This window comes from Bacillus sp. KNSH39, from assembly GCF_052656585.1.
On record NZ_JBQXYO010000001.1, the window covers coordinates 3,397,394 to 3,417,837 of the forward strand.

Consider the following 20,444-nt stretch of genomic DNA (forward strand, 5'->3'; position numbering starts at 1 on the left):
CTCTGTTTCGTTCGCCCGTTATCCTTATTTGGATAGCGGGCGTTTTTTATTACTTAAAAGGAGGATTTTTTATGGAAAAGTTTAAATATTCATTGCTCGTTTTATTCGGTGCTTGCAGCTATGGCATACTTTCAACTATTTTCAAACTCGGATTCATAAATGGATTTTCAGCACATCAACTATTAGGGGGACAATATGTCTTCGGATGGATTGGACTATTTCTACTCGTTCTTTTCTTTTCACGTCATAAAGTAACAAAAAAACAATTCTTTTCCTTACTAACCGTCGGAACAACAATGAGTATGACCGGGATTTTCTACGCTATTTCTGTAGAAGAACTACCCGCATCTATCGCTGTCGTCCTACTCTTTCAGTTCACTTGGATTGGTGTCATTATCGAAGCAATTGCAAATCGAACATTTCCAAGCCGCGATAAGATTATATCTATCCTTATTTTATTTGCTGGTACATTGTTTGCAGGTGGTGTATTTGAAGGCCTCGGACAAAGTTTTTCTACGAAAGGGATTATCTTTGGACTATTAGCTGCTGTCTCTTTTTCATTCTATGTTTTTGCAAGCGGGCGCGTCGCTACGGATGTTCCGCCTTATACGAAAAGCTTCCTTATGACAACAAGCGCTACTCTTATCGTATGCCTATTCTTTCCGCCAACCTTTTTAACAGACGGTGCTTTGCAAGCCGGTCTATGGAAATATGCTTTCTTCCTCGGATTATTCGGCGTTGTTGTACCTGTCATTTGTTTTTCAATCGGTGTACCAAAGGTTGGAACAGGGCTTGGTACAATATTAGGTGCAGCTGAATTACCAACTGCTATTATTGCTTCTATTACACTTGTACATGAAGTCGTAACGTTCATGCAGTGGATTGGAATTATTTTCATATTAGTTGGGATCTTCACTCCTCAGCTGCTTACGGCTAGGAAAGAAAGGAAACAAAATCGCGTGCATAGCGCTTGAAAAAATACAGAATTTATATAAAAGATATAACTACAATTAAAATAAGTAAATTTATCTGGAGGTATAAATGACTATTTTAAGCATCGTATTTTTTGCTATTATGTGTATCTTCTTCCTAATAAGATATATGAAAGAAAAGAAATTTTACGATTTACTTCTCATTCCCGTTTGTATATATGCAGGAGCAGTGAAAACTCCTTTCGTAGAGTACTTAAACTTTAATACTACATTTAAAATAACGTATGATATTGCAGCTATTATTCTTGTAATCCTTGCTGTACTTTTCTTTTTGAAAGATAAGAAAGAGAATCATACTGCATAACAAAAGACCTTTCATTTACTTGAAAGGTCTTTTTCTCTATCTCATTTTACCGCTCCATACAGCTTCTCTATCTCATGCTCAATTTGTTTTACATCGATTCGCTCAAATAATGGCTGTACGCTATCAATTCTACTTGGCAACGTATTTTGCGGTTCCCAATTTCGTTTCACAATCGACAATGTGTTTCGAACTCTTTCACTTGAAAATGGTAAAAACGGTTCAAGGAGATTTGCAAAATTAGCGATAAGATACACACAGTTATAAATCGTTTCTTCACATGAAACTGGATCATCTTCTCTTTGTTTCCAAGGCTGCTTTTCATCAAAGTATTTATTTGCAAAACGTACTGCATCAAATATTGTTTCTAGCGCCACCTTAAATTTAGTTTGCTCAATCGCCTCTCCTACACGCTTATATAATCCTTCTACTTTATCTTTCAGCTCTACCTCAATACTCCCCTTCGGCACGATACCACCATAATATTTTTCGATAAACTTTAATGTCCGGTTCACAAAGTTCCCGTATGCACCTAATAATTCACTATTATGACTGTAAATAAATTCCCGCCATGAAAAATCAGTATCGCGATTTTCTGGTGCGTTGACGGTTAAAAAGTAACGAATAGAATCTGGATCATAGCTTTCTAATATGTCAGGCACCCATACTGCCCAATTTTTACTTGTAGATAATTTTCTTTTTTCAACTGTTAAATATTCATTCGAAACGATATGACGCGGGATTGCTTCCTCCCCTATTCCAAGTAATACCGCTGGCCAAATGACGGAATGAAACGGAATATTATCCTTTCCGTGCACATAATATGTTTTCGCTTCGCTATCCCAAAACTCTTGATCATCTTTCCCTGTTTCTTCAGCCCAATGTTTACTCGCTGAATAATAGCCTGTCACTGCTTCAATCCATACGTAAATTTTCTTATCTTCATACCCTTCTACTGGAATTGGTACCCCAATTGGTAAATCACGTGATACGGCCCTATCTAGTAATCCTTCCTTTACATATCTCTCTGTTAGTTGAATCGCATTGTCGCGCCATGTCCCTGTTTGCTTGGCAATTTCTACAGCCCTTTTAATTTGCTCCTGAAATGTATGCAATGCGAAATAGAAATGCTCTGTTTCCTGTACGGATGGTGTACTACCACATAACTTACATTTCTTTTCTAACAAATCGAGTGGATCTAAAATAGCAGAACACGCATCGCATTGATCTCCTCTTGCTGCTTCATGGCAATGTGGACATATTCCTTCTACATAACGATCCGGTAAAAACTGCGTACACGTTTCACAATACGCTTGTTCCACTATTTTTTTATAAATATGTCCTTCTTCTAATAAACGTAAAAAAACATTTTGAACCGTTTCATGATGGTGCTCACTATCTGTACGTGTATAGCAATCATAAGTAAAACCAAGGCTACGAAAACATCGCTGGAACTCTTCATGATACTGATCAGCAATTTCCTTCGCTGTCACACCTTCTTGTTTTGCTCTAATTGCAATCGGTGTTCCATTACAATCACTTCCCGAAACATACAACACATTCTCACCTTTGGACCGGTAATAACGTGCTAAAATATCTCCAGGTAATAAACTCGCAATATGGCCAAGATGTAATGAACCATTCGCATACGGCCAAGCGCCCCCAATAAAAATACTCATCTTACATTCCTCCTTTAAAATATAAAAAGCCCCACCCCTATCTTAAAAAAGATAAGGGCGGGGCTGTATAAACAGTCGCGGTACCACCTTATTTCGCCAATTACTCACATAATTAGCCTTAACAAGTACGGAGCTCTATGCTCTTATACTGTGGTTTTGATAACGAGTACCAACTCTCGTCGCCGCCTACTATTATCATTTGATAAGTTCAGGACGAAGCTCAAAGGCCATTGTTCAAATGAATATTCTTGCTTCTTCTCAGCTACCGAAGCTCTCTGGAAAGAATGTGTTCATCCTACTTTTCCTTTTCAACGCTTTTACGTATAACAAGTATTGTACGACTTAATCACAGAAAAATCAAACTTTTATCCAGAACGAAAAGGAAATCCCACCCTCCCGCCGAATACCTATACGTTCACAAAAGGAGTGATAACATTGAACCAAAAACAACTAAGCACTATAAATGAAAAAAGCTGGAATACAGCTGCTTATGAAGCTTGGACGAATCGCCATGGGGCGCCAGAGGATTATGCAAAAAAAATTATGGAAGATCCCACACGCGAAGTAGCACATTATTTACCTTACATACAATCTCCAAAAGGAAAACGTATTATTAACTTACTCGGCTCAAAAGGAAATAAAGGTGTTGCTCTCGCTCTTTTAGGCTCTGACGTAACAGTTGTTGATATTTCAGCAAGTAATGCAAAATATGCAAATGAACTTGCGGACGCAGCAGGTGTCTCTATCCAGTATGTCGTTTCTGATGTATTAAATGTGCAGCTCTCCGAATCATTTGATATCGTATTGCTGGAACTTGGTGTACTCCATTACTTTCTAGATTTAAAACCACTCTTTCAAAAAATTGCTACTTTACTTAAGCGAGATGGAATGCTTATACTTCGTGACTATCATCCTGTTTACACAAAATTATTAGGAGTCGACCACCCATCATTTAAGGCCAATGGAAATTATTTCGATGAAGAATTAATTGAAGATGATGTTGCTTATAGCATCCTTCTTACAGAAGCACAGAAAGAATCGCTACCTAAAACAACCATCCGTCGCTGGACGCTAGGAGAAATCATTACAACACTTGCGGAAGAACGTTTTAAAATCGAAAAACTAGTTGAAGAACATGGATCTCATCAAAGATGGGTCTTTCCTTCTACTGCACCAGAAGGAATCGAAGAACGTATCCCTGGTCTATATACAATAATTGCGACAGCATGCAAAAAAGGATCCCTTCACGGATAGGATCCTTTTTGCATGCTCACGCATATAAGTTGAGGTTGGAGATTACCATAATTCTGTAGAATAGGACACAAGATATTTCAACATTTCGTCTCTGACTTACGTCGTCAAAAAGGGGTATGACCAACATAACGAAGAGTAATGTTTTTAGTTGATACTGATAATCGTTATCAACTAATTAGAAGTATACATGATGTCATTTCAAATTTCAATAGCATTTCTAATATTTATTTATGAATTTTATGATATGCAAATGTATACATTTTAAGAACTTTTTCTAATACTAATCTGACTCCTTCCATTATCTGCTATAATTTTCATTGAACAGATTAATAACTTCATAATAATGTTTTTATTAATTTTGTTTTAAATATCTATAAATCATAATAAACAGTTTAAATGAGGGTAGGGGTAACGATGAAATATGTTAGTATTCGAAAAAAACTACTGTTCACACTCTTAAGCATTTCTTCTTTATTTAGTATTGCTCTTATTGTTATTCTTTCATTCGCCATGAATCAAGCAAGTGAAATCGAAACGTTAAAAAATGATGTATCAAAAAGAGCGACGATTTTAAAAGAACGTGGCGATTGGTTCCAAGCACAAGTTGCTGGTTTACAAGAATATTTGCTATCACATGATCAAAAAGGATTAGATAAGTTCAATCGAGAAGGGAAAAAATTAGCTGATACTAGAGAGAAAGTAACAAGTGACAAGAAGCTCCCAGAAGGAATGAAAGAAGCTATTTTAATGGGTGGAAAATGGCGTAGCGTCATAGATAATGAGGTACTACCTCTTGCGCGTGAAGGAAAATGGGACGAAGCATCCAAAATTGCTTTATCACAAACAGATTATGTAAATGATCTTTTAGGTCGTTTTAATAAATATACAAATGAAGAGAATGAGAAACGTGACGCATTAATTGCTGATGTCGAGTCTTCTTCATCACTTATTCAATATATTATTTTCTTCTCACTTATTACATGTACATTAACGTCTATCTTATTAGCATGGTGGTTCTCTGGTAAACTCGTTAAACCAATTCGACAAATTGATGAGAAGTTAAAAGAATTAGCTTCTCAAGACGGAGATTTAACGGCTAGATTACACGTAACAAGTAAAGATGAAATTGGTGACATTGCAAATTCCTTTAATCAAATGCTCACTAACTTACAGCATATAATAAAACAAGTTCAACAAACATCAACAAGTGTAAAAGAAGCTTCCGAAAATGTATTTATCGAAACAACCGCTTCTATGGAAAATACCGCAAGAATCCAAGAAACTATGAATGCTCTTGAACACAATATTCGTTCACAAGTTTCTAGCATTGAAGAAAGTTCAACCGCAATGGATGACATGGCAACGAGTGTTCAGCGTATCGCTGAGTCCGCCTCTTCTGTTACTAGTTTAGCTGTCACAACTTCAGAAAAAGCAGATGATGGGAATAAAGTCATTGAGAAATCTATTACACAAATGCATACAATTAACGAAGCTGTTAACGCTACATCACAAGTAGTTGAGCGACTCATTACACATACAAACCATATTGATACTGCACTTCAATCTATTTCGAATATCGCTGAGCAAACAAATTTGCTCGCTTTAAATGCTTCTATTGAAGCAGCTCGTGCTGGTGAACACGGCAAAGGATTCGCTGTTGTTGCCGATGAAGTTCGAAAACTTGCTGAACAATCTCAACTAGCCGCAACTGACATTAACCATTTACTTCATCAAATTCAAGCTGATACAAAAATAGCAAATGATATGATGACACAAGGTCAAGCAGAAGCTTCTGAAGGAATTACGGTTATTCGTACCGCCGGATCTTCATTCTCAGAAATTGTTAACCACATTAACAAAGTCTCTACACAAATGCAAGAAATGTCTGCAACTGCTGAAGAGATGGCTGCAAGCTCTGAAGAAATGAACGCAGCTTTAAATAATATCGCTTCTATTTCAAACGAAGTTGCTGCAGAAACATCACAAACAGCGCATTCGGCTGGTGATCAAGTAAACAAAATGAGTATCGTGGCTAACAAATCATCTGAAATGAAAACAATCGTACAAGAACTTGAAGTTCTCGTCTCTCATTTCAAAACAAACGCTTAAAGTGAAAATGACACGAGCTCAAAGGTATAGGAATGAAAGTTTTACAGTCTCTCTTTTTTCACTTTAAAATATCTCTTTCTATCTCTCATTCCGTCTGCTATAATTCCTAAAGGAAATAAGAAAGCTTTATTCCAGCTGGAGTAAAGCTTTCTTTCAATTTTTTACATTTATTAATTCTAATACTAAGATTTCACAAAGGAGGCTTTTAATTATATGAATTTTGTAAGTATCAGAAAAAAACTTATGTTCATGATGGGAACGATTTGCGCTTTATTTGGTGTCGCCTTAGCATTTATTTTATTTTTTGCTATCGACCAATCTCGTAAAGCTGAAACATTACAAAAAGAAATTTCTCCACTGGCAACAGAATTGAAAGAGCGTGGAGACGCTTATCAAGTACAGCTCTCTGCTTTAAGAGGTTATTTACTACAACATGATCAAGTCGAATTAGACAAGTTTAATGAGATGAGTAAACGTCTTGAGGATTCAAAAGATAAACTTCTTTCTAATCCAAATCTTTCTTCGTCCGTAAAAAGTACAATGGAATTAGGGTCTACTTGGAGAAAGTTCGTTGAAGAAAAAGTATTCACTCTTGCAAAAGAACAAAAATGGGAAGAAGCTTTACAAGTAGCTTCTTCAGAAAACGGAACGGTCTATAAAGTAATTGGTGACTTCACAAATTACAGTAATGAACAAGCTAAATTACGTGAACAATCTATTGAACAAATTGATCAATCTTCACTAGGAATTGAATATGCAGTCTTTCTATCACTTGTTATTTGTATTGTCGTTGCAATTATTCTTGCATGGTGGTTCTCTGGTAAACTGGTGAAACCAATTCAACAAATTGACACGAAACTAAAAGAATTGGCCTCTCAAGAAGGTGACTTAACGGCACGTCTACAAGTAAATAGCAACGATGAAATAGGTGCTATCGCAACATCATTTAATAAAATGTTAGAAAACCTACAACATATTATTAATCGTGTTCAAAAAACATCAGTGGAAGTACAAACCGCTTCTGAAAATATGCTAGAAAAAACGAATACATCACGTGAGGCGACATTAAGAGTCCAAAGCTCGATGTCCAACTTAAATGCAAGTATTCAATCACAAACTTCTAGTATGGAAGAAAGTTCAACTGCAATGGATGATATGGCAGTAAGTGTTCAGCGCATTGCCGAATCTGCTTCATCTGTAGCGGAACTTGCTGTTGCCACATCTGAACATGCTAGCGATGGAAGTACCGTTATCCAAAAATCTGTTTCACAAATGACAACAATACACGAAGCTGTAAATGCTACGTCAGAAGTGGTTGAACGTCTAATCACTCATACGAAATATATTGATACTGCTGTACAATCTATTTCTAATATTGCTGAGCAAACAAACTTACTTGCTTTAAATGCTTCTATTGAGGCAGCTCGTGCTGGTGAGCAAGGAAAAGGATTTGCTGTCGTAGCTGACGAAGTTCGAAAGCTTGCTGAACAATCTAAAACAGCTGCAACAGACATTAATCAATTACTACATCAAATTCAAAATGATACAGAAACTGCTAGCTCTATGATGTCTCAAGGCCGTTCTGAAGCATTTGAAGGTATCAATGTTATTCGTGAAGCTGGTACTTCTTTCACAACAATTGTAGAACAAGTAAATAAAGTATCTACTCAAATGCAAGATATATCAGCAACTGCTGAAGAAATGGCTGCAAGTGCTGAAGAAATGAACGCTTCACTTAATAACATCGCTTCTATCTCTACTGAAGTATCGAGCGAAACTGCCGCAACGGCACAATCTGCTGAAAAAAAAGTTATCGTTATGAATGAAATGGCAGTAACTGCTGGAAAAATGAAACAAACAGTTGAAGAGTTAGATCAACTCGTATCTCATTTTAAAACAGAATAGATGTTCAAAAAATATCCCTTCTTTGAAAGAGGGATATTTTTTTGAGCTCATTTCCTGCACATTATGCTCATTTCCGTTATAATGAGAATCGATATCATTAAAGTGTAGGAGGGGCTGCTTATGTCACAAGAAGCATTTGAAAATAAATTACTTGCCAATTTAGAGGCTGTTATTGACCCTGAACTAGGTGTTGATATCGTTAATCTTGGATTAGTTTATGATGTTACAGCAGATGAAAATAATAATGCTGTCATTACGATGACTATGACTTCTATCGGTTGTCCAATGGCTGGGCAAATCGTATCAGACGTTAAAAAAGTATTATCAACAAACGTACCTGAAGTTAATGAAATAGAAGTAAATGTCGTTTGGAATCCACCGTGGTCGAAAGAACGTATGTCACGTATGGCGAAAATCGCATTAGGTATTCGCGACTAAATAAAGTGGAAATTTCATCATTTGCGGATAGCGGGATAAAGAAAAGACCTGACTAGGATGTCAGGTCTTTTCTCTTATTATTTTACACCTACTGCATCATAAGCTTTCGTTACAGCTTGTACAGCTTTAGAGTTTTTACCGTATAAATCTTCAGCTGACTGAAGTGCAGCTTGACGCATCATTTTGAAGTCAGAGTTTGCAGTTAAATATTTCGTAAGCGCACGGTAGTAAATTTTTTCTGTCGCTTCACGGCCCACACCAGTTACTTTCACGCCGTAATGATCTCCGCCTTCAGATACTAAATATGCAGCTTTATTGTTAATACTACTGTTAATATGAACGCCGCCATTATCAGCTGTTCCAGTATAACGTTTACTATAGTGATCTGGGTAACCTTCACTTGGTTTTAATGGGTTTGGAATAGATGCTGGATCTTTTAGTGAACGAAGTGCATCGCCTGGTTTATCAGGTGTATAAATGTCAGCACCTAAATCCCAGCTCTTCTTCTCAACCATAACACCCATAATATCAGATAACGATTCATTTAACGCCCCTGACTCATTTTTGTAAACAAGGTTTGCTGTATGTTCAGTTACAGCATGCGTTAATTCGTGACCGATAACATCAAGTCCAGCAGATAATGGAATGAACGTTTTTCCATCGCCATCACCGTACATCATTTGCACACCATTCCAAGCTGCGTTATTCCAGCTCTCCCCTACGTGAACAGTTGAAATAAGTTTCGCACCTTTATCATCGAAAGAGTTACGATTAAATGTCTTTTTGTAGTAATCATATACTTTTCCTGCATTTACATGCGCATCAACTGCAGCTTTATCTTCGAAGAACTTAGATTTACTTTCAACTTCTTCTCCTGTATATCCAAGCCATTGTGAGAATAAATTAAACCAGTTCTCGTCCATATTTTCTGCATCAAATGTATGAACACCTTGTCCTCGTTTACCATCAAACAAGTTGAATTGTCCTGTTTTCGTATCTTGAGCAATTTCAAATGATTGTCTAGCACCTAATACTCCGTAACCAAATCCAGTAATGTTATCTACAGCGTTATATTTCTCAATAACATTTCCATTCGTTGCATCAACAAAATAATGCCAATACCCTGGAGCTGGTTTTGAAATCGATGCCTTAACTAAGTATGCAAGGTAGTAATTACCGTCTTTTTCATATACAAATAAATCTTTTTTCACACCATCATAACTCTTTACTTTACCAATTTCTTTCTCAATATCTGCCTTTGCAATTGTTTCTGCTTGTTCCGCAGTAATGCTTGCAGCTGCAGGAATATTTTTATCATCTAAATTCGGAATAACTTGTCCGAAGAATGCTTTTACATTATTCTCTTTATCAAGTGTAACAGTTTGATCAGAACCGTACACAGGAATGTTATTATGTTTCTCAACTAGCTTCACATGTGTCGTATCAGATTCAGCGTCTTTTTCTTCCCCAACGATATTAAAATGCTTTTCAATATTTCCTGCTAATTTAAACATATCTTTCTTACTCTCTAAGTATTGAAAGACTGTCTCTTTTTTATCTAGTCCTTCCGGTGCTTTCCATTCTTCACCTATGTATGCAGGTGTTTTAAATTCTTGATGATATTGAATTTTTTGTTCTTCCGCTTTCGTTGTCGTTGCCCCAAACGCTCCAAATCCCCCGGCGATAACAGTTAACGCTAATGCTGATGAAATGACTTGCTTTTTCACTATAACATTCCCCATTCCCATAAAGATTTTTGACACTTTTATACAATTCTTATTTTCCCAGCTGATACCTCTACCTAAAATTTGAGAAACATTTTTCAGACAATTCCAATCAAAAAAAGAGGACATCTATCGGATGTCCTCTTTTCTATAAACCTTTTATTGTTTTTTCAATTCAATTGCTAAATAGTGTGATTGCTCTTTCGCTTGAATATGAATATCTTCTTCTACAGATTCTGCTGCATCCCGCATAACAAACGTTTCACCATTTATTACACTGCTTCCTTCAATTTGTACAAGGTACAATTGACGGCCTTCTTTCACTGGAAAATGAATTTCTTTTCCAGCCTCTAATGATAAAGAATATAAATTCGCATCTTGGTGAATTTGAATTGGTGCATTTCCTTCTACTGAAGATACCATATGGAACCATTCATTTTCACGCTTGCTCCAATCAAATTTAAACTCACCATAGTTTGGTTTATGATCTGCGCGGTCTGGTAAAATCCAAATTTGTAATAAACGCAGCGTTTCATCGCCTAAATTATGCTCGCTATGAAATACACCCGTGCCAGCACTCATATATTGAACATGTCCACGCTCAATTGTTCCGCGATTTCCCATGCTGTCTTCATGTGTTAAAGCACCATCTACAACGTAAGAAATAATCTCCATATCACGGTGCGGATGCATATCAAAACCAGTTTGCGCCGCTACTAGATCATCATTAATAACACGTAACGCTCCGAAGTTCATGTTATTTGGATTATAGTAATTGGCAAAAGAAAAATGAAAATGTGTATTTAACCAACCATGATTTGCTCTGCCCATATTTTTATGATCAACTTTTCTAAACATATCCTTCACCTCATACTATCTCGAATTCGAGATTTATTTTAAAATTTTTTCTTACTGTAACTTTTTTAGTAGTATTAATAATTGCTTTTGTTCCTCTATATTTAAATTATGAAACTTCTCTGCTTGGAACGTTTCTTGAGGTGGGACGATTTCCTCATATAAAGCTCTTCCCTTTTCTGTTAAAGAAATATATTTCGTAGTACCCTCTTGTTCACGCAAAATCCACTCAAGCTGCTCCATTTTATTTAAAAGCTGCGTTACATTTCCTTTCGTAACAAATAGCTTATTTCCAAGTTCTTGCTGCGTTAAACGATTATGTCCTCCAACTTGAGCTAACACATCAAACTGGGCGGCAGATATATTCCATTTTTTCAAATGCTGATTCGTCTCACGAATACTCTTATTATAAAAGCGTGACAAACGAAACCATAATAGTAGCCCTAGTCTATCTTCTGTTTTCATTTCATCACCTCGCTCGTTTCATATCATTAGTTTAGAACTAAACTTATTAAAAGTCAAATACTTATTTTTTATAAGCACAAAAAGCACAGCGCTATTTCTCCACTATGCTTTACATTAACTTTCTACTCTTATATTCATCCAATTTCCTCTCCGCGAACTTCCTCGCATCTTTTTCAATCCACCGCTCTTCGTACCGTTCACTTCCCACATACAATATATCTCTCTTATGCTGCATCGCATGGCGGAATTCATGCAGTAGCGTTTTGAGAACTTGATCATACTCTTCCCACATACAAACGAAAATTAATTGCTTTTCTTTATGATAAAAACCACCTACTGGGAATAGGAACTCTTCTTCCTCTTCCCCTAATGATAGAAGCACATCATTTGCATCACACGTATCACAAAAAATAACGGGCGTTTTACATACTCCAATAAGAGAAAACAAATCCTCTCTCAACTTTTTGACATCCCAAGGAAGCTCCGAATCCAACACATACCAATTCTCTACCTGTTGATATACATTTTGAAACTGGAGTTCCATTTCTCTTTATTCCCCTTTCCAAGCACCCTTTTTCTATATGTATGCCACAATATGATAAATATTAAACGTATTCTTTCATCCTTGAAAAAATGCCAATAAGAAAGGAATCTACGTCGACATAGATTCCTTTTCTGTAATCACTTTTTTTTCATCATTTTTTTTAATACAAAATAACCAATTGCACAAACAATAGCAGCAAGTGCAAAGTATTTCACATATGGCCCCGCAACTTTATTAATACTTTCCCACTCTGTTCCTAATTTAAAACCTAAATATACAAACACAATTGACCACGGAATAACAGCTAATGTAGTTAGCGTAATAAACTTAGCATGTGACATTTTCGCAATACCCGCTGGTATCGAAATAGCATGCCGCACAACCGGAATAAAACGTGCGGTAAAGATAACGCCAGTTCCATAACGATTAAACCAATCTTCAGCATAATCAATATGTTTCTTCTGAATTAAAATATATTTTCCATATCGCTCAAGAACAGGTCTTCCTCCATATCGACCAATCCAATAAATGAATAGTTGTGCAATTACACCACCAATTGTACCGAACGCGACAGCGCCCCAAAATGTAATGCTTCCTGTTGATACTAAATAACCTGCATAAGACAATACGATTTCACTTGGAATAACCTCTAGCATTAATCCAAGCATAATTCCCCAATAACCAAGTCCTTCTAAAAAAACTAAAACCGAATGGATCAACTCTCCTAACATCATGTACCTCTCTTTACTGTTTTCATTACAAAAATGAAAGTACAAGCAGGAAATATCTTGTACTTTTATTTTTTAAAATTTAGTTTAGTTAGTCTTCGTATCCCACTTAAAGATTTTATTTAAGAATTTATATACATTCTTCGACTCTTTTGTCAAAAGTGGGCCTAAAATGGATAGTATAAGCACGTATAGTGCTGAGAATGGTTTCAGTACTGACATTAAACCACCGGCGATACCGATATTAGCCATAATGATGGAGAACTCTCCTCTTGAAACGATTGTTAATCCGATATTTGTTGATGCTTTATGAGATAATCCAGCTTGTCTTCCTGCAATCATTCCTGCTACAAAGTTACCGATTATCGTAAGAAGGACAGCACCTAACGTTAACCATATCGCTCCGCCTAATGAGAACGGATCAATACTTAACCCGAAGCTGAAGAAGAAAATAGCTCCGAAAAAGTCTCTAAATGGAACAACAAGATGTTCAATTCGGTCACTATGCTCTGTCTCAGAGAAAACTAATCCTAGAAGAAGTGCTCCAATTGCTTCTGCAACGTGAATTGTTTCTGAAAAACCAGCAATGAAGAATAATGAAGCAAATACTACAATAATAAAGATTTCATCTGAGCTAATATTGAGCAATTTATTTAATAACGGCGTAGCCTTTCTAGCTACTATAAAGAATAGAAGCATATATCCTAAAGCAATTCCAATTGAAGTAAGGGCACCTAAGAAGGAAGCGTGATCCCCTAGTACTAAACCAGAAACAACTGATAGGTATACAGCAAGGAATATATCTTCAAACATAATAATTCCTAAAATTAATTCGGTTTCATTATTACCAGTTCTTCTTAAGTCCACTAACACTTTAGCAACGATAGCGCTAGAAGAAATCGTAATAATACCCGCAATAATTAAGATCTCTAGTAATGGGAATCCCATTATAAATCCGTATAACAAACCAAGTGAAAAGTTAATTAAAATATAAATCGTTCCGCCAATCGCAATAGAGCGTCCAGATTTAATTAGTTTTTTCATTGAAAATTCTAATCCTAGATAGAACAGAAGGAATAGAACCCCAATCCGTCCAAGGAAGGAAATTACACTTGCACTTTCAATAAATTTGAGATCGATAACACCTATTGTCGGTGCATGCGGTCCTACTAACATTCCAAGAACGATTAGAAAAGGAATTACTGAGAATTTAAATTTTCCAGCAATTACTGCTGCAATTGCCACTAAAACTAAAGCTGTACCAACTTCAAAAATTAACGTATCCATCTAATCAGTCCCCCCTATTTGAAAGTAATTCATTAATGATTTTTTTAATTTCTTCTCTCTCACCTGAAACTACAAGCATATCTCCTTCTTCAATTACTGTTTCTGGTCCTGGATTAAATAACTTCTTCATGTTCTTCTTCATAACCGCGATTATTGTTACGCTATATGTTTTTCTTATTTCAAGATCGCCAATTGTTTTTCCGATTGCTGGAGCTGTATTCTCCACTTTGAACCACTCAATCGCTAAACCTTCAAAAACCATCTCAACATTTTCTAACGCCCTAGGCTTATATACCATTCCACCTAATATTGCAGCGATTTGTCTCGCCTCTGAGTCACGTAGCGAAATACTTGAGATGCTTTCTTCATGATCTGAATCAAAATGATACATTTCTCTACGACCATCATCATGAATGACAATTACCATCTTTTCGTTACCTTTCGTAACGATTTGAAACTTATAACCAATACCTGGAAGTTCACTTTCTCTAATATTCATTTTTAGCTCCTCCATAACTTATTTATTTTAATTTTCTGTTTTTCTGTCTTTTATTCATCCAATCAACTTTAGAAATTCTAACCACTCAGGATATTTGTGATTTGGAAATCTTTTATTGTAATAATAAGTGGACCCTAAAAAGATACTTAAAGATGTAATGATAAAAAATATATTACTTCTCATTTTCAAACTCTCAAGGCTTACTTTCCATAAAGAATTTTCTTTCAAATTATCCCCACCTTCTCGCTTTAAATTTAGTTTTTTAAAATGTAAATAATTCTAAAAATATTACGATGTAACATAATCATAACACAAAAATGATTTAAGTAACATAATTTTTTAGAAAAATTGATTCTCGTATATTTTTTGCATATAATTTTCTTATTACGAAAAAAAGGAAGTGTATTATATGGTTGATATCTTTAGCAGATTCCTTGAGGTAACGAATAATATTTTATGGTCATATATTCTTATTGCAATGCTAATCGGCTTCGGTCTTTACTTCTCTTTTAAATTAAAATTTGTCCAAATTACTCATTTCAGTGAGATGGTCAGCTTAATTAGTAAAGGGTTTAATCGAAAAGAAAAAAAGAAAGATAGCATCTCACCATTCCAAGCATTTTGCTTAAGTGCAGCAGCACGTATCGGTATCGGAAACTTAGCTGGTGTAGCATTAGCAATTTCAATGGGTGGACCTGGCGCAATATTTTGGATGTGGTTTATCGCAGTTATCGGAGCAGCTACTAGTTTTGTAGAATGTACACTTGCGCAAATTTATAAAGTAAAAGATGGAAGTAGGTTCCGTGGTGGACCAGCATATTACATGGAAAAAGGGTTAAACAAACGCTGGATGGGCGTCTGGTTTTCACTTCTTATTACAGTTGCGTACGGATTAATTTTCAATTCAGTGCAAGCAAATACAGTAACAATAGCGTTTGAAAATGCTTTTGGACTAGAGCGAACAATCGTAGGAGCTCTATTAGCCTTATTAGTTGCAGTTATTATTTTTGGTGGTATTAAGAGCATTTCACGTATTACAGAAATGATTGTTCCGCCAATGGCAATCGTTTATATCGGCGTGGCTATTTTTGTCGTTATTAACAACTTCAGTATGTTACCAAGCATTTTCATGGAAATCTTTAACGGTGCATTCGGTTTAGACCAAGCCATCGCTGGTGGTATTGGAGCAGCAATCAAGTTCGGAATTCAGCGCGGTTTATTCGCTACAGAAGCGGGAATGGGTAGCTCTCCTAATGCAGCAGCAACATCTGATGTATCTCACCCTGTAAAACAAGGGCTTGTTCAAGCGTTAGGCGTTTTCGTAGATACATTCTTAGTATGTACATCAACAGCATTTATCGTATTATGTTCTGGACTTTACAAAGGATCAAATTTAGAAGGTATCGAATTAACACAAAACGCATTAAGTTCACAAATTGGACCGTGGGCAAGCACTTTCTTAGCGATTATTATTTTCCTATTCGCTTTCAGTTCACTTCTAGGAAACTACTATTATGGTGAAACAAATATCGCATTCATTAAAGAAAGTAAAACATGGTTAATGATTTATCGTGTTGCAGTTGTCGGAATGGTATTCTTCGGATCAATCGCTGCTCTTAAAACAGTTTGGAGTTTAGCTGATTTATTCATGGGACTAATGGTATTCACAAACTTAATTGCCATCTCATTCCTTAGCAAATTTGCTTACGCTGCATTAGTAGACTATTTGAAGCAAAAGAAACAAGGAAAAGATCCTGTCTTCGTTGCAAACTCTATCCCTGGCTTAAAGAATACAGAGTGCTGGGATGGGCAGGATGTAGAAGAAAAACAAAAGGCCGTTTAACAAATAAAAGCGGAAGTGGCTCGTTCAGAACAGGAGGGTATTGGAACTCCTGATTACGAGGCGCTTTTTGCCTCGAATGAAGGATTGAAACAACCGACTGTTCTAGCCGCTGGAGCTGGATATCATTTAAAGCGGAAGCGGCTCGTTCAGAATCGCAGGACACTTCAAGCTCTCGACCTTGAAGCGCTTTTTGCTTCGAGCGAGAGAGCGAAATGACCGGAGATTCTAGCCGCTGGAGCTGGATATTAATTAAAAGCGGAGGTGACTTGCTCAGAACAGGAGGGCATTGGAGCTCCTGACGAAGAGGCGTTCTTTGCCTCACAGGAAGGCGCGAAATGACTGACTGGTCTAGTCACCGGAGCTGGATATCACTAAAAGCACAAGCGGCTCGTTTAGAACAAGAGCCATATCTCAAACAAAGGCCCTATTACTTCACCGTAATAGGGCCTTTTATTTACAACAGTTCATAATTTGTTCAAATTAATTCCAGCAAAAGGGTTGATTTATAGAGATTACTAGATTATAATTATTATAAATTAGTAATTGATATCACATAACAACTCAAAAGGAGATTGATCATAATGAACAAACAAGTAATCGAAGTATTAAACAAACAAGTAGCAGACTGGAGCGTTTTATTCACAAAACTTCACAACTTCCATTGGTACGTAAAAGGACCTCAATTCTTCACATTACACGAGAAATTCGAAGAACTTTACACAGAATCAGCTACTCACATCGATGAAATTGCAGAACGTATTTTAGCAATTGGCGGCAAACCAGTAGCAACAATGAAAGAATACTTAGAACTATCTTCTATTCAAGAAGCAGCATACGGAGAAACTGCAGAAGGGATGGTCGAAGCAATCATGAAAGACTACGAAATGATGCTAGTCGAACTGAAAAAAGGCATGGAAATCGCTCAAGACTCTGACGATGAAATGACATCTGACCTACTACTAGGCATCTACACAGAACTAGAAAAACACGCTTGGATGCTACGTGCGTTCTTGAATCAATAATAATTAAAAGCGGAAGCGGCTCGCTCAGAATCGCAGGACACTTCAAGCTCTCGACCTTGAAGCGCTTTTTGCTTCGAGCGAGAGAGCGAAATGACCGGAGATTCTAGCCGCTGGAGTTGGATATTACTTTAAAGCGGAAGCGGCTCGCTCAGAACAGGAGGGTGTTGGAACTCCTGATTACGAGGCGCTTTTTGCCTCGAATGAAGGAGTGAAACAACCGACTGTTCTAGCCGCTGGAGCTGGATATCATTTAAAAGCGGAAGCGGCTCGTTTAGAGTCGCTTTTTTATGTAATGGTCGCACTTAACGGTACACGAAATTATATCAACGATTTTTCAAATATATCGATCATAACTCGCAATATATCAACGATTTTTCAAATATATCGATCATAACTCGCAATATATCAACGATTTTTTCATTATATCGATCATTACCCGCAATATATCAACGATTTGACAAAGGATATCAATTTGCCGACAAATCACGACAATATCAGCGCCCCTCTCCCCTACTTTTATCAATATATTACAATCTCATCTATGTTAAAATATAGGAAACACCCTTTAGTATCATAGATCCAAAAAGCTTTTCCAAATTCATCATTTACTACTTAAATGACGGGAGTGGTTCAGTTGAAAGACTACTTAATTAGAGCATTTTTTGCGTTAATAACAGTTGGGATTCTCTTACTTATAGCTAATATTTTCAATATACGTGTCGAGGTTAAGGACTATGCTTTCCTCGTTGTCGTAGCAATTGGTGGCGGCTGGGGTGGCTGGTACCTGTATAAAAAACAAAGCAATCAAAATGATAAAGGCATTCCAAAGTAATATGGAATGCCTCTTTTATTGCCTTCTGTAATAAATAATGAAATTCAGACCACTAATACAACCAATCGCAATAAACATACAAAACGATTGTGGATCTCCACCTAGATTATACTCATCAACGATAAATCCGGACATAAACAACGTTATCGCTGAAACACCGATACACAATACCGAGATAAACCAAAGCGAAAATTCATTAATCAACTCTTTCTTCTGTCTCAAAACAATTAGCATAACAAGAATAGACGCTGCTAAAATACTTTTAAAAACCGGACGTAAATATACGAACTCCTCCATCTATCTCTCCTTTCCCCAAAACATTACATCTAAACATTAACATATTTAACCAAATTAAAAACACATGCCATCTTAAATTAAAACGACATGTGTTTCCGTATTTGCTATGATAGTTGCTTCCACTTCGTTCCCAAAACAGGACGCTCATAATTTTGGATTGCATGAATTAGTTTATCTGCTGTCTCAGCTGAAACGATCAATTCTTTATTTGATGAATTCATAAATCCTTCTTCTGCTGCACGTTCAACCATTTGCAAAATTGGTCCGTAAAAACCTTTTATGTTTAATAAACCAACCGGCTTATTATGTATACCAATTTGTGACCAACATACAACTTCAAATAGTTCTTCAAACGTTCCGTATCCGCCTGGAAGCGCAATAAAAGCATCTGCAAGCTCTGCCATTTTCGCTTTACGTTCATGCATCGTCTCTACTTCAATTAATTCTGTTAATCCTGTATGCACAATTTCTCCTCGAAATAGACCGCGCGGCATAACACCTGTTACACGTCCACCTAAACGAAGAACTTCGTTTGCTACTTCTCCCATTAATCCAACGCATGAACCACCGTATACAAGCTCATACTCGTTCTCAACAAACATTTTACCTAACTGAATTGCCTGCTCTTTGAATTCTGGTCTCTCCCCTAAATTAGAACCTGCAAACACACAAATCTTTCTCATTCCTACACCCCGAAACTATATATTGTTATGATACAATTGACATTGTACAACATATTGAGGAGATGAGGAAGAAATGGATATCGTTGCATTTCAAAGATGGGTTGAGGAATTTTACGAAAAACGAAGCTGGTCACAGTATAATGCCTTTATTCGCTTAAATTTCTTAACCGAGGAAGTTGGGGAAGTTTCACGAGTCGTTCGTGCTATTGAAATTGGCCGCGATCGCCCTGATGAAGATGTGAAAACAGAAGAAGAGCTAAAACAAGAACTAAAAGAAGAACTTGGCGATGTACTATCTAACCTTATTATTCTTTCGCAAAAATATGATTTAGACTTACAAGACATTATGGACGCACACGTCGCAAAGCTTTCAAAAAGGTTCGAAGTATCTAAATGAGAATATTATCAATTATGGTATAATATTCTTGTCACAATACTAAGGGGGATTTTATGTTATCAAAAAAATTGCACGACGCATTAAATGAACAAATGAACTTTGAATTTTACTCTGCCCATGCTTATATGGCAATGGCTGCTTACTGTACAGCTGAGAGCTATGATGGATTCGCTAACTTTTTCCTTGTACAAGCTGAAGAAGAACGTTTCCACGCAATGAAGCTTTACAACTATATTAATGACCGCGGAGAGCGCGCTATTATTACTGGATTTGATAATCCGAATAACGAATACGAATCTGTATTAAACGCTTTTGAAGTCGCACTTGAGCACGAGCGTGAAGTAACGAAACGTATTTACAACTTATCTGATATCGCTTGGGACGAGCGTGAACATGCAACAATTACATTCTTAAAATGGTTCGTTGACGAACAAGTTGAAGAAGAAGCTTCATTCGATAGCATCATTCAAAAATTAAAACGTATTACAAGCGATTCAAACGCACTGTTTATGCTAGATGCTGAATTAGAGAAACGTACATTTACGCCTCCAGCTGAGTAATATTTCAATCACCTTAATACATGTATTAAG

Annotated in this window: 21 protein-coding genes and 1 other annotated feature; of the genes, 11 read left to right on the forward strand and 10 right to left on the reverse strand. The window is 36.5% G+C overall.

Translation table 11 applies throughout. The features are described 5' to 3' along the window. The first annotated feature begins 71 nt into the window (after nucleotides 1-71). Together ACUL40_RS17495 and ACUL40_RS17500 are read left to right on the forward strand one after the other, a co-directional pair. Nucleotides 72-974, forward strand: a complete 903-nt coding sequence (locus ACUL40_RS17495; RefSeq protein ID WP_000410484.1) for an EamA family transporter — start codon at nucleotides 72-74, stop codon at nucleotides 972-974. 67 nt (nucleotides 975-1,041) lie between these two features. Then, the gene (locus ACUL40_RS17500; RefSeq protein WP_000154129.1) at nucleotides 1,042-1,296 is read left to right on the forward strand and encodes a hypothetical protein; all 255 of its coding nucleotides are present in this window, start codon (nucleotides 1,042-1,044) and stop codon (nucleotides 1,294-1,296) included. Nucleotides 1,297-1,337: 41 nt separating this feature from the next. On the opposite strand, the gene metG is transcribed toward ACUL40_RS17500, so the two are convergent. Continuing rightward, nucleotides 1,338-2,972, reverse strand: coding sequence for a methionine--tRNA ligase (metG, locus tag ACUL40_RS17505; RefSeq protein WP_000021601.1), 1,635 nt, complete (start codon nucleotides 2,970-2,972; stop codon nucleotides 1,338-1,340). Between the two features lie 50 nt (nucleotides 2,973-3,022). Then, nucleotides 3,023-3,293, reverse strand: a binding site (T-box leader). A 114-nt stretch (nucleotides 3,294-3,407) separates the two neighbouring features. Between metG and ACUL40_RS17510 the strand changes: the two genes are divergently transcribed. From ACUL40_RS17510 to ACUL40_RS17525, 4 genes are all read left to right on the forward strand, one after another. Next, nucleotides 3,408-4,226 (forward strand): class I SAM-dependent methyltransferase, encoded by an 819-nt coding sequence (locus tag ACUL40_RS17510; RefSeq protein WP_063220573.1) that lies wholly within the window; start codon nucleotides 3,408-3,410, stop codon nucleotides 4,224-4,226. Nucleotides 4,227-4,640: 414 nt separating this feature from the next. Further along, nucleotides 4,641-6,335, forward strand: a complete 1,695-nt coding sequence (locus tag ACUL40_RS17515) for a methyl-accepting chemotaxis protein (protein ID WP_445422802.1) — start codon at nucleotides 4,641-4,643, stop codon at nucleotides 6,333-6,335. A 213-nt stretch (nucleotides 6,336-6,548) separates the two neighbouring features. After that, on the forward strand, nucleotides 6,549-8,240 hold the full coding sequence (locus ACUL40_RS17520) for a methyl-accepting chemotaxis protein (protein WP_326037923.1): 1,692 nt from the start codon (nucleotides 6,549-6,551) through the stop codon (nucleotides 8,238-8,240). Between the two features lie 120 nt (nucleotides 8,241-8,360). Then, complete coding sequence (locus ACUL40_RS17525; protein ID WP_000076422.1) at nucleotides 8,361-8,678, forward strand: metal-sulfur cluster assembly factor; 318 nt, start codon at nucleotides 8,361-8,363, stop codon at nucleotides 8,676-8,678. Between the two features lie 77 nt (nucleotides 8,679-8,755). On the opposite strand, the gene nprB is transcribed toward ACUL40_RS17525, so the two are convergent. From nprB to ACUL40_RS17560, 7 genes are all read right to left on the reverse strand, one after another. After that, nucleotides 8,756-10,405, reverse strand: coding sequence for a neutral protease NprB (nprB, locus tag ACUL40_RS17530; protein WP_000745123.1), 1,650 nt, complete (start codon nucleotides 10,403-10,405; stop codon nucleotides 8,756-8,758). Between the two features lie 156 nt (nucleotides 10,406-10,561). Continuing rightward, a complete protein-coding gene (locus ACUL40_RS17535) occupies nucleotides 10,562-11,260 on the reverse strand; it encodes a pirin family protein (protein WP_000488929.1) in 699 nt (232 codons plus the stop codon). Nucleotides 11,261-11,311: 51 nt separating this feature from the next. Then, on the reverse strand, nucleotides 11,312-11,722 hold the full coding sequence (locus ACUL40_RS17540) for a MarR family winged helix-turn-helix transcriptional regulator (protein ID WP_445422801.1): 411 nt from the start codon (nucleotides 11,720-11,722) through the stop codon (nucleotides 11,312-11,314). Between the two features lie 109 nt (nucleotides 11,723-11,831). Continuing rightward, nucleotides 11,832-12,266 (reverse strand): DUF3920 family protein, encoded by a 435-nt coding sequence (locus tag ACUL40_RS17545; RefSeq protein WP_000422806.1) that lies wholly within the window; start codon nucleotides 12,264-12,266, stop codon nucleotides 11,832-11,834. A gap of 137 nt (nucleotides 12,267-12,403) precedes the next feature. Next, on the reverse strand, nucleotides 12,404-12,997 hold the full coding sequence (locus ACUL40_RS17550; RefSeq protein ID WP_000900214.1) for a DedA family protein: 594 nt from the start codon (nucleotides 12,995-12,997) through the stop codon (nucleotides 12,404-12,406). Between the two features lie 84 nt (nucleotides 12,998-13,081). Beyond that, on the reverse strand, nucleotides 13,082-14,281 hold the full coding sequence (locus tag ACUL40_RS17555; RefSeq protein WP_000380223.1) for a cation:proton antiporter: 1,200 nt from the start codon (nucleotides 14,279-14,281) through the stop codon (nucleotides 13,082-13,084). 4 nt (nucleotides 14,282-14,285) lie between these two features. Next, nucleotides 14,286-14,780: a cation:proton antiporter regulatory subunit gene (locus ACUL40_RS17560; RefSeq protein ID WP_001026075.1), complete on the reverse strand. Its 495-nt coding sequence runs from the start codon at nucleotides 14,778-14,780 to the stop codon at nucleotides 14,286-14,288. 409 nt (nucleotides 14,781-15,189) lie between these two features. Here ACUL40_RS17560 and ACUL40_RS17565 point away from each other — a divergent pair, with 409 nt between their 5' ends. From ACUL40_RS17565 to ACUL40_RS17575, 3 genes are all read left to right on the forward strand, one after another. Then, complete coding sequence (locus ACUL40_RS17565; RefSeq protein ID WP_445422800.1) at nucleotides 15,190-16,623, forward strand: alanine/glycine:cation symporter family protein; 1,434 nt, start codon at nucleotides 15,190-15,192, stop codon at nucleotides 16,621-16,623. Between the two features lie 581 nt (nucleotides 16,624-17,204). After that, the gene (locus ACUL40_RS17570) at nucleotides 17,205-17,645 is read left to right on the forward strand and encodes a Dps family protein (protein WP_001041895.1); all 441 of its coding nucleotides are present in this window, start codon (nucleotides 17,205-17,207) and stop codon (nucleotides 17,643-17,645) included. Between the two features lie 634 nt (nucleotides 17,646-18,279). Continuing rightward, entirely contained in the window at nucleotides 18,280-18,477 is a 198-nt protein-coding gene (locus tag ACUL40_RS17575; RefSeq protein ID WP_000656312.1) for a hypothetical protein, read from the forward strand. Between the two features lie 15 nt (nucleotides 18,478-18,492). On the opposite strand, the gene ACUL40_RS17580 is transcribed toward ACUL40_RS17575, so the two are convergent. Continuing rightward, on the reverse strand, nucleotides 18,493-18,774 hold the full coding sequence (locus ACUL40_RS17580) for a hypothetical protein (RefSeq protein WP_000390910.1): 282 nt from the start codon (nucleotides 18,772-18,774) through the stop codon (nucleotides 18,493-18,495). 104 nt (nucleotides 18,775-18,878) lie between these two features. Further along, nucleotides 18,879-19,457: an LOG family protein gene (locus tag ACUL40_RS17585; protein WP_001225758.1), complete on the reverse strand. Its 579-nt coding sequence runs from the start codon at nucleotides 19,455-19,457 to the stop codon at nucleotides 18,879-18,881. Between the two features lie 73 nt (nucleotides 19,458-19,530). On the opposite strand from ACUL40_RS17585, the gene ACUL40_RS17590 reads away from it, so the two are divergent. Further along, nucleotides 19,531-19,854 carry a MazG nucleotide pyrophosphohydrolase domain-containing protein gene (locus tag ACUL40_RS17590; protein ID WP_445422799.1) on the forward strand — a complete coding sequence of 108 codons (324 nt, stop codon included), beginning with the start codon at nucleotides 19,531-19,533 and terminating at the stop codon, nucleotides 19,852-19,854. Nucleotides 19,855-19,907: 53 nt separating this feature from the next. Continuing rightward, nucleotides 19,908-20,414, forward strand: coding sequence for a ferritin (locus ACUL40_RS17595; RefSeq protein WP_000949403.1), 507 nt, complete (start codon nucleotides 19,908-19,910; stop codon nucleotides 20,412-20,414). Nucleotides 20,415-20,444 lie beyond the last annotated feature (30 nt).

What these genes read in the sequence shown, in the direction of transcription:
- ACUL40_RS17495 (WP_000410484.1), top strand. Translation starts at nt 72, where the DNA reads ATGGAAAAGTTTAAATATTCATTGCTCGTTTTATTCGGTGCTTGCAGC.
- ACUL40_RS17500 (WP_000154129.1), top strand. Translation starts at nt 1,042, where the DNA reads ATGACTATTTTAAGCATCGTATTTTTTGCTATTATGTGTATCTTCTTC.
- metG (WP_000021601.1), bottom strand. Translation starts at nt 2,972, where the DNA reads ATGAGTATTTTTATTGGGGGCGCTTGGCCGTATGCGAATGGTTCATTA.
- ACUL40_RS17515 (WP_445422802.1), top strand. Translation starts at nt 4,641, where the DNA reads ATGAAATATGTTAGTATTCGAAAAAAACTACTGTTCACACTCTTAAGC.
- ACUL40_RS17520 (WP_326037923.1), top strand. Translation starts at nt 6,549, where the DNA reads ATGAATTTTGTAAGTATCAGAAAAAAACTTATGTTCATGATGGGAACG.
- ACUL40_RS17525 (WP_000076422.1), top strand. Translation starts at nt 8,361, where the DNA reads ATGTCACAAGAAGCATTTGAAAATAAATTACTTGCCAATTTAGAGGCT.
- ACUL40_RS17535 (WP_000488929.1), bottom strand. Translation starts at nt 11,260, where the DNA reads ATGTTTAGAAAAGTTGATCATAAAAATATGGGCAGAGCAAATCATGGT.
- ACUL40_RS17540 (WP_445422801.1), bottom strand. Translation starts at nt 11,722, where the DNA reads ATGAAAACAGAAGATAGACTAGGGCTACTATTATGGTTTCGTTTGTCA.
- ACUL40_RS17545 (WP_000422806.1), bottom strand. Translation starts at nt 12,266, where the DNA reads ATGGAACTCCAGTTTCAAAATGTATATCAACAGGTAGAGAATTGGTAT.
- ACUL40_RS17550 (WP_000900214.1), bottom strand. Translation starts at nt 12,997, where the DNA reads ATGTTAGGAGAGTTGATCCATTCGGTTTTAGTTTTTTTAGAAGGACTT.
- ACUL40_RS17555 (WP_000380223.1), bottom strand. Translation starts at nt 14,281, where the DNA reads ATGGATACGTTAATTTTTGAAGTTGGTACAGCTTTAGTTTTAGTGGCA.
- ACUL40_RS17560 (WP_001026075.1), bottom strand. Translation starts at nt 14,780, where the DNA reads ATGAATATTAGAGAAAGTGAACTTCCAGGTATTGGTTATAAGTTTCAA.
- ACUL40_RS17565 (WP_445422800.1), top strand. Translation starts at nt 15,190, where the DNA reads ATGGTTGATATCTTTAGCAGATTCCTTGAGGTAACGAATAATATTTTA.
- ACUL40_RS17570 (WP_001041895.1), top strand. Translation starts at nt 17,205, where the DNA reads ATGAACAAACAAGTAATCGAAGTATTAAACAAACAAGTAGCAGACTGG.
- ACUL40_RS17580 (WP_000390910.1), bottom strand. Translation starts at nt 18,774, where the DNA reads ATGGAGGAGTTCGTATATTTACGTCCGGTTTTTAAAAGTATTTTAGCA.
- ACUL40_RS17585 (WP_001225758.1), bottom strand. Translation starts at nt 19,457, where the DNA reads ATGAGAAAGATTTGTGTGTTTGCAGGTTCTAATTTAGGGGAGAGACCA.
- ACUL40_RS17590 (WP_445422799.1), top strand. Translation starts at nt 19,531, where the DNA reads ATGGATATCGTTGCATTTCAAAGATGGGTTGAGGAATTTTACGAAAAA.
- ACUL40_RS17595 (WP_000949403.1), top strand. Translation starts at nt 19,908, where the DNA reads ATGTTATCAAAAAAATTGCACGACGCATTAAATGAACAAATGAACTTT.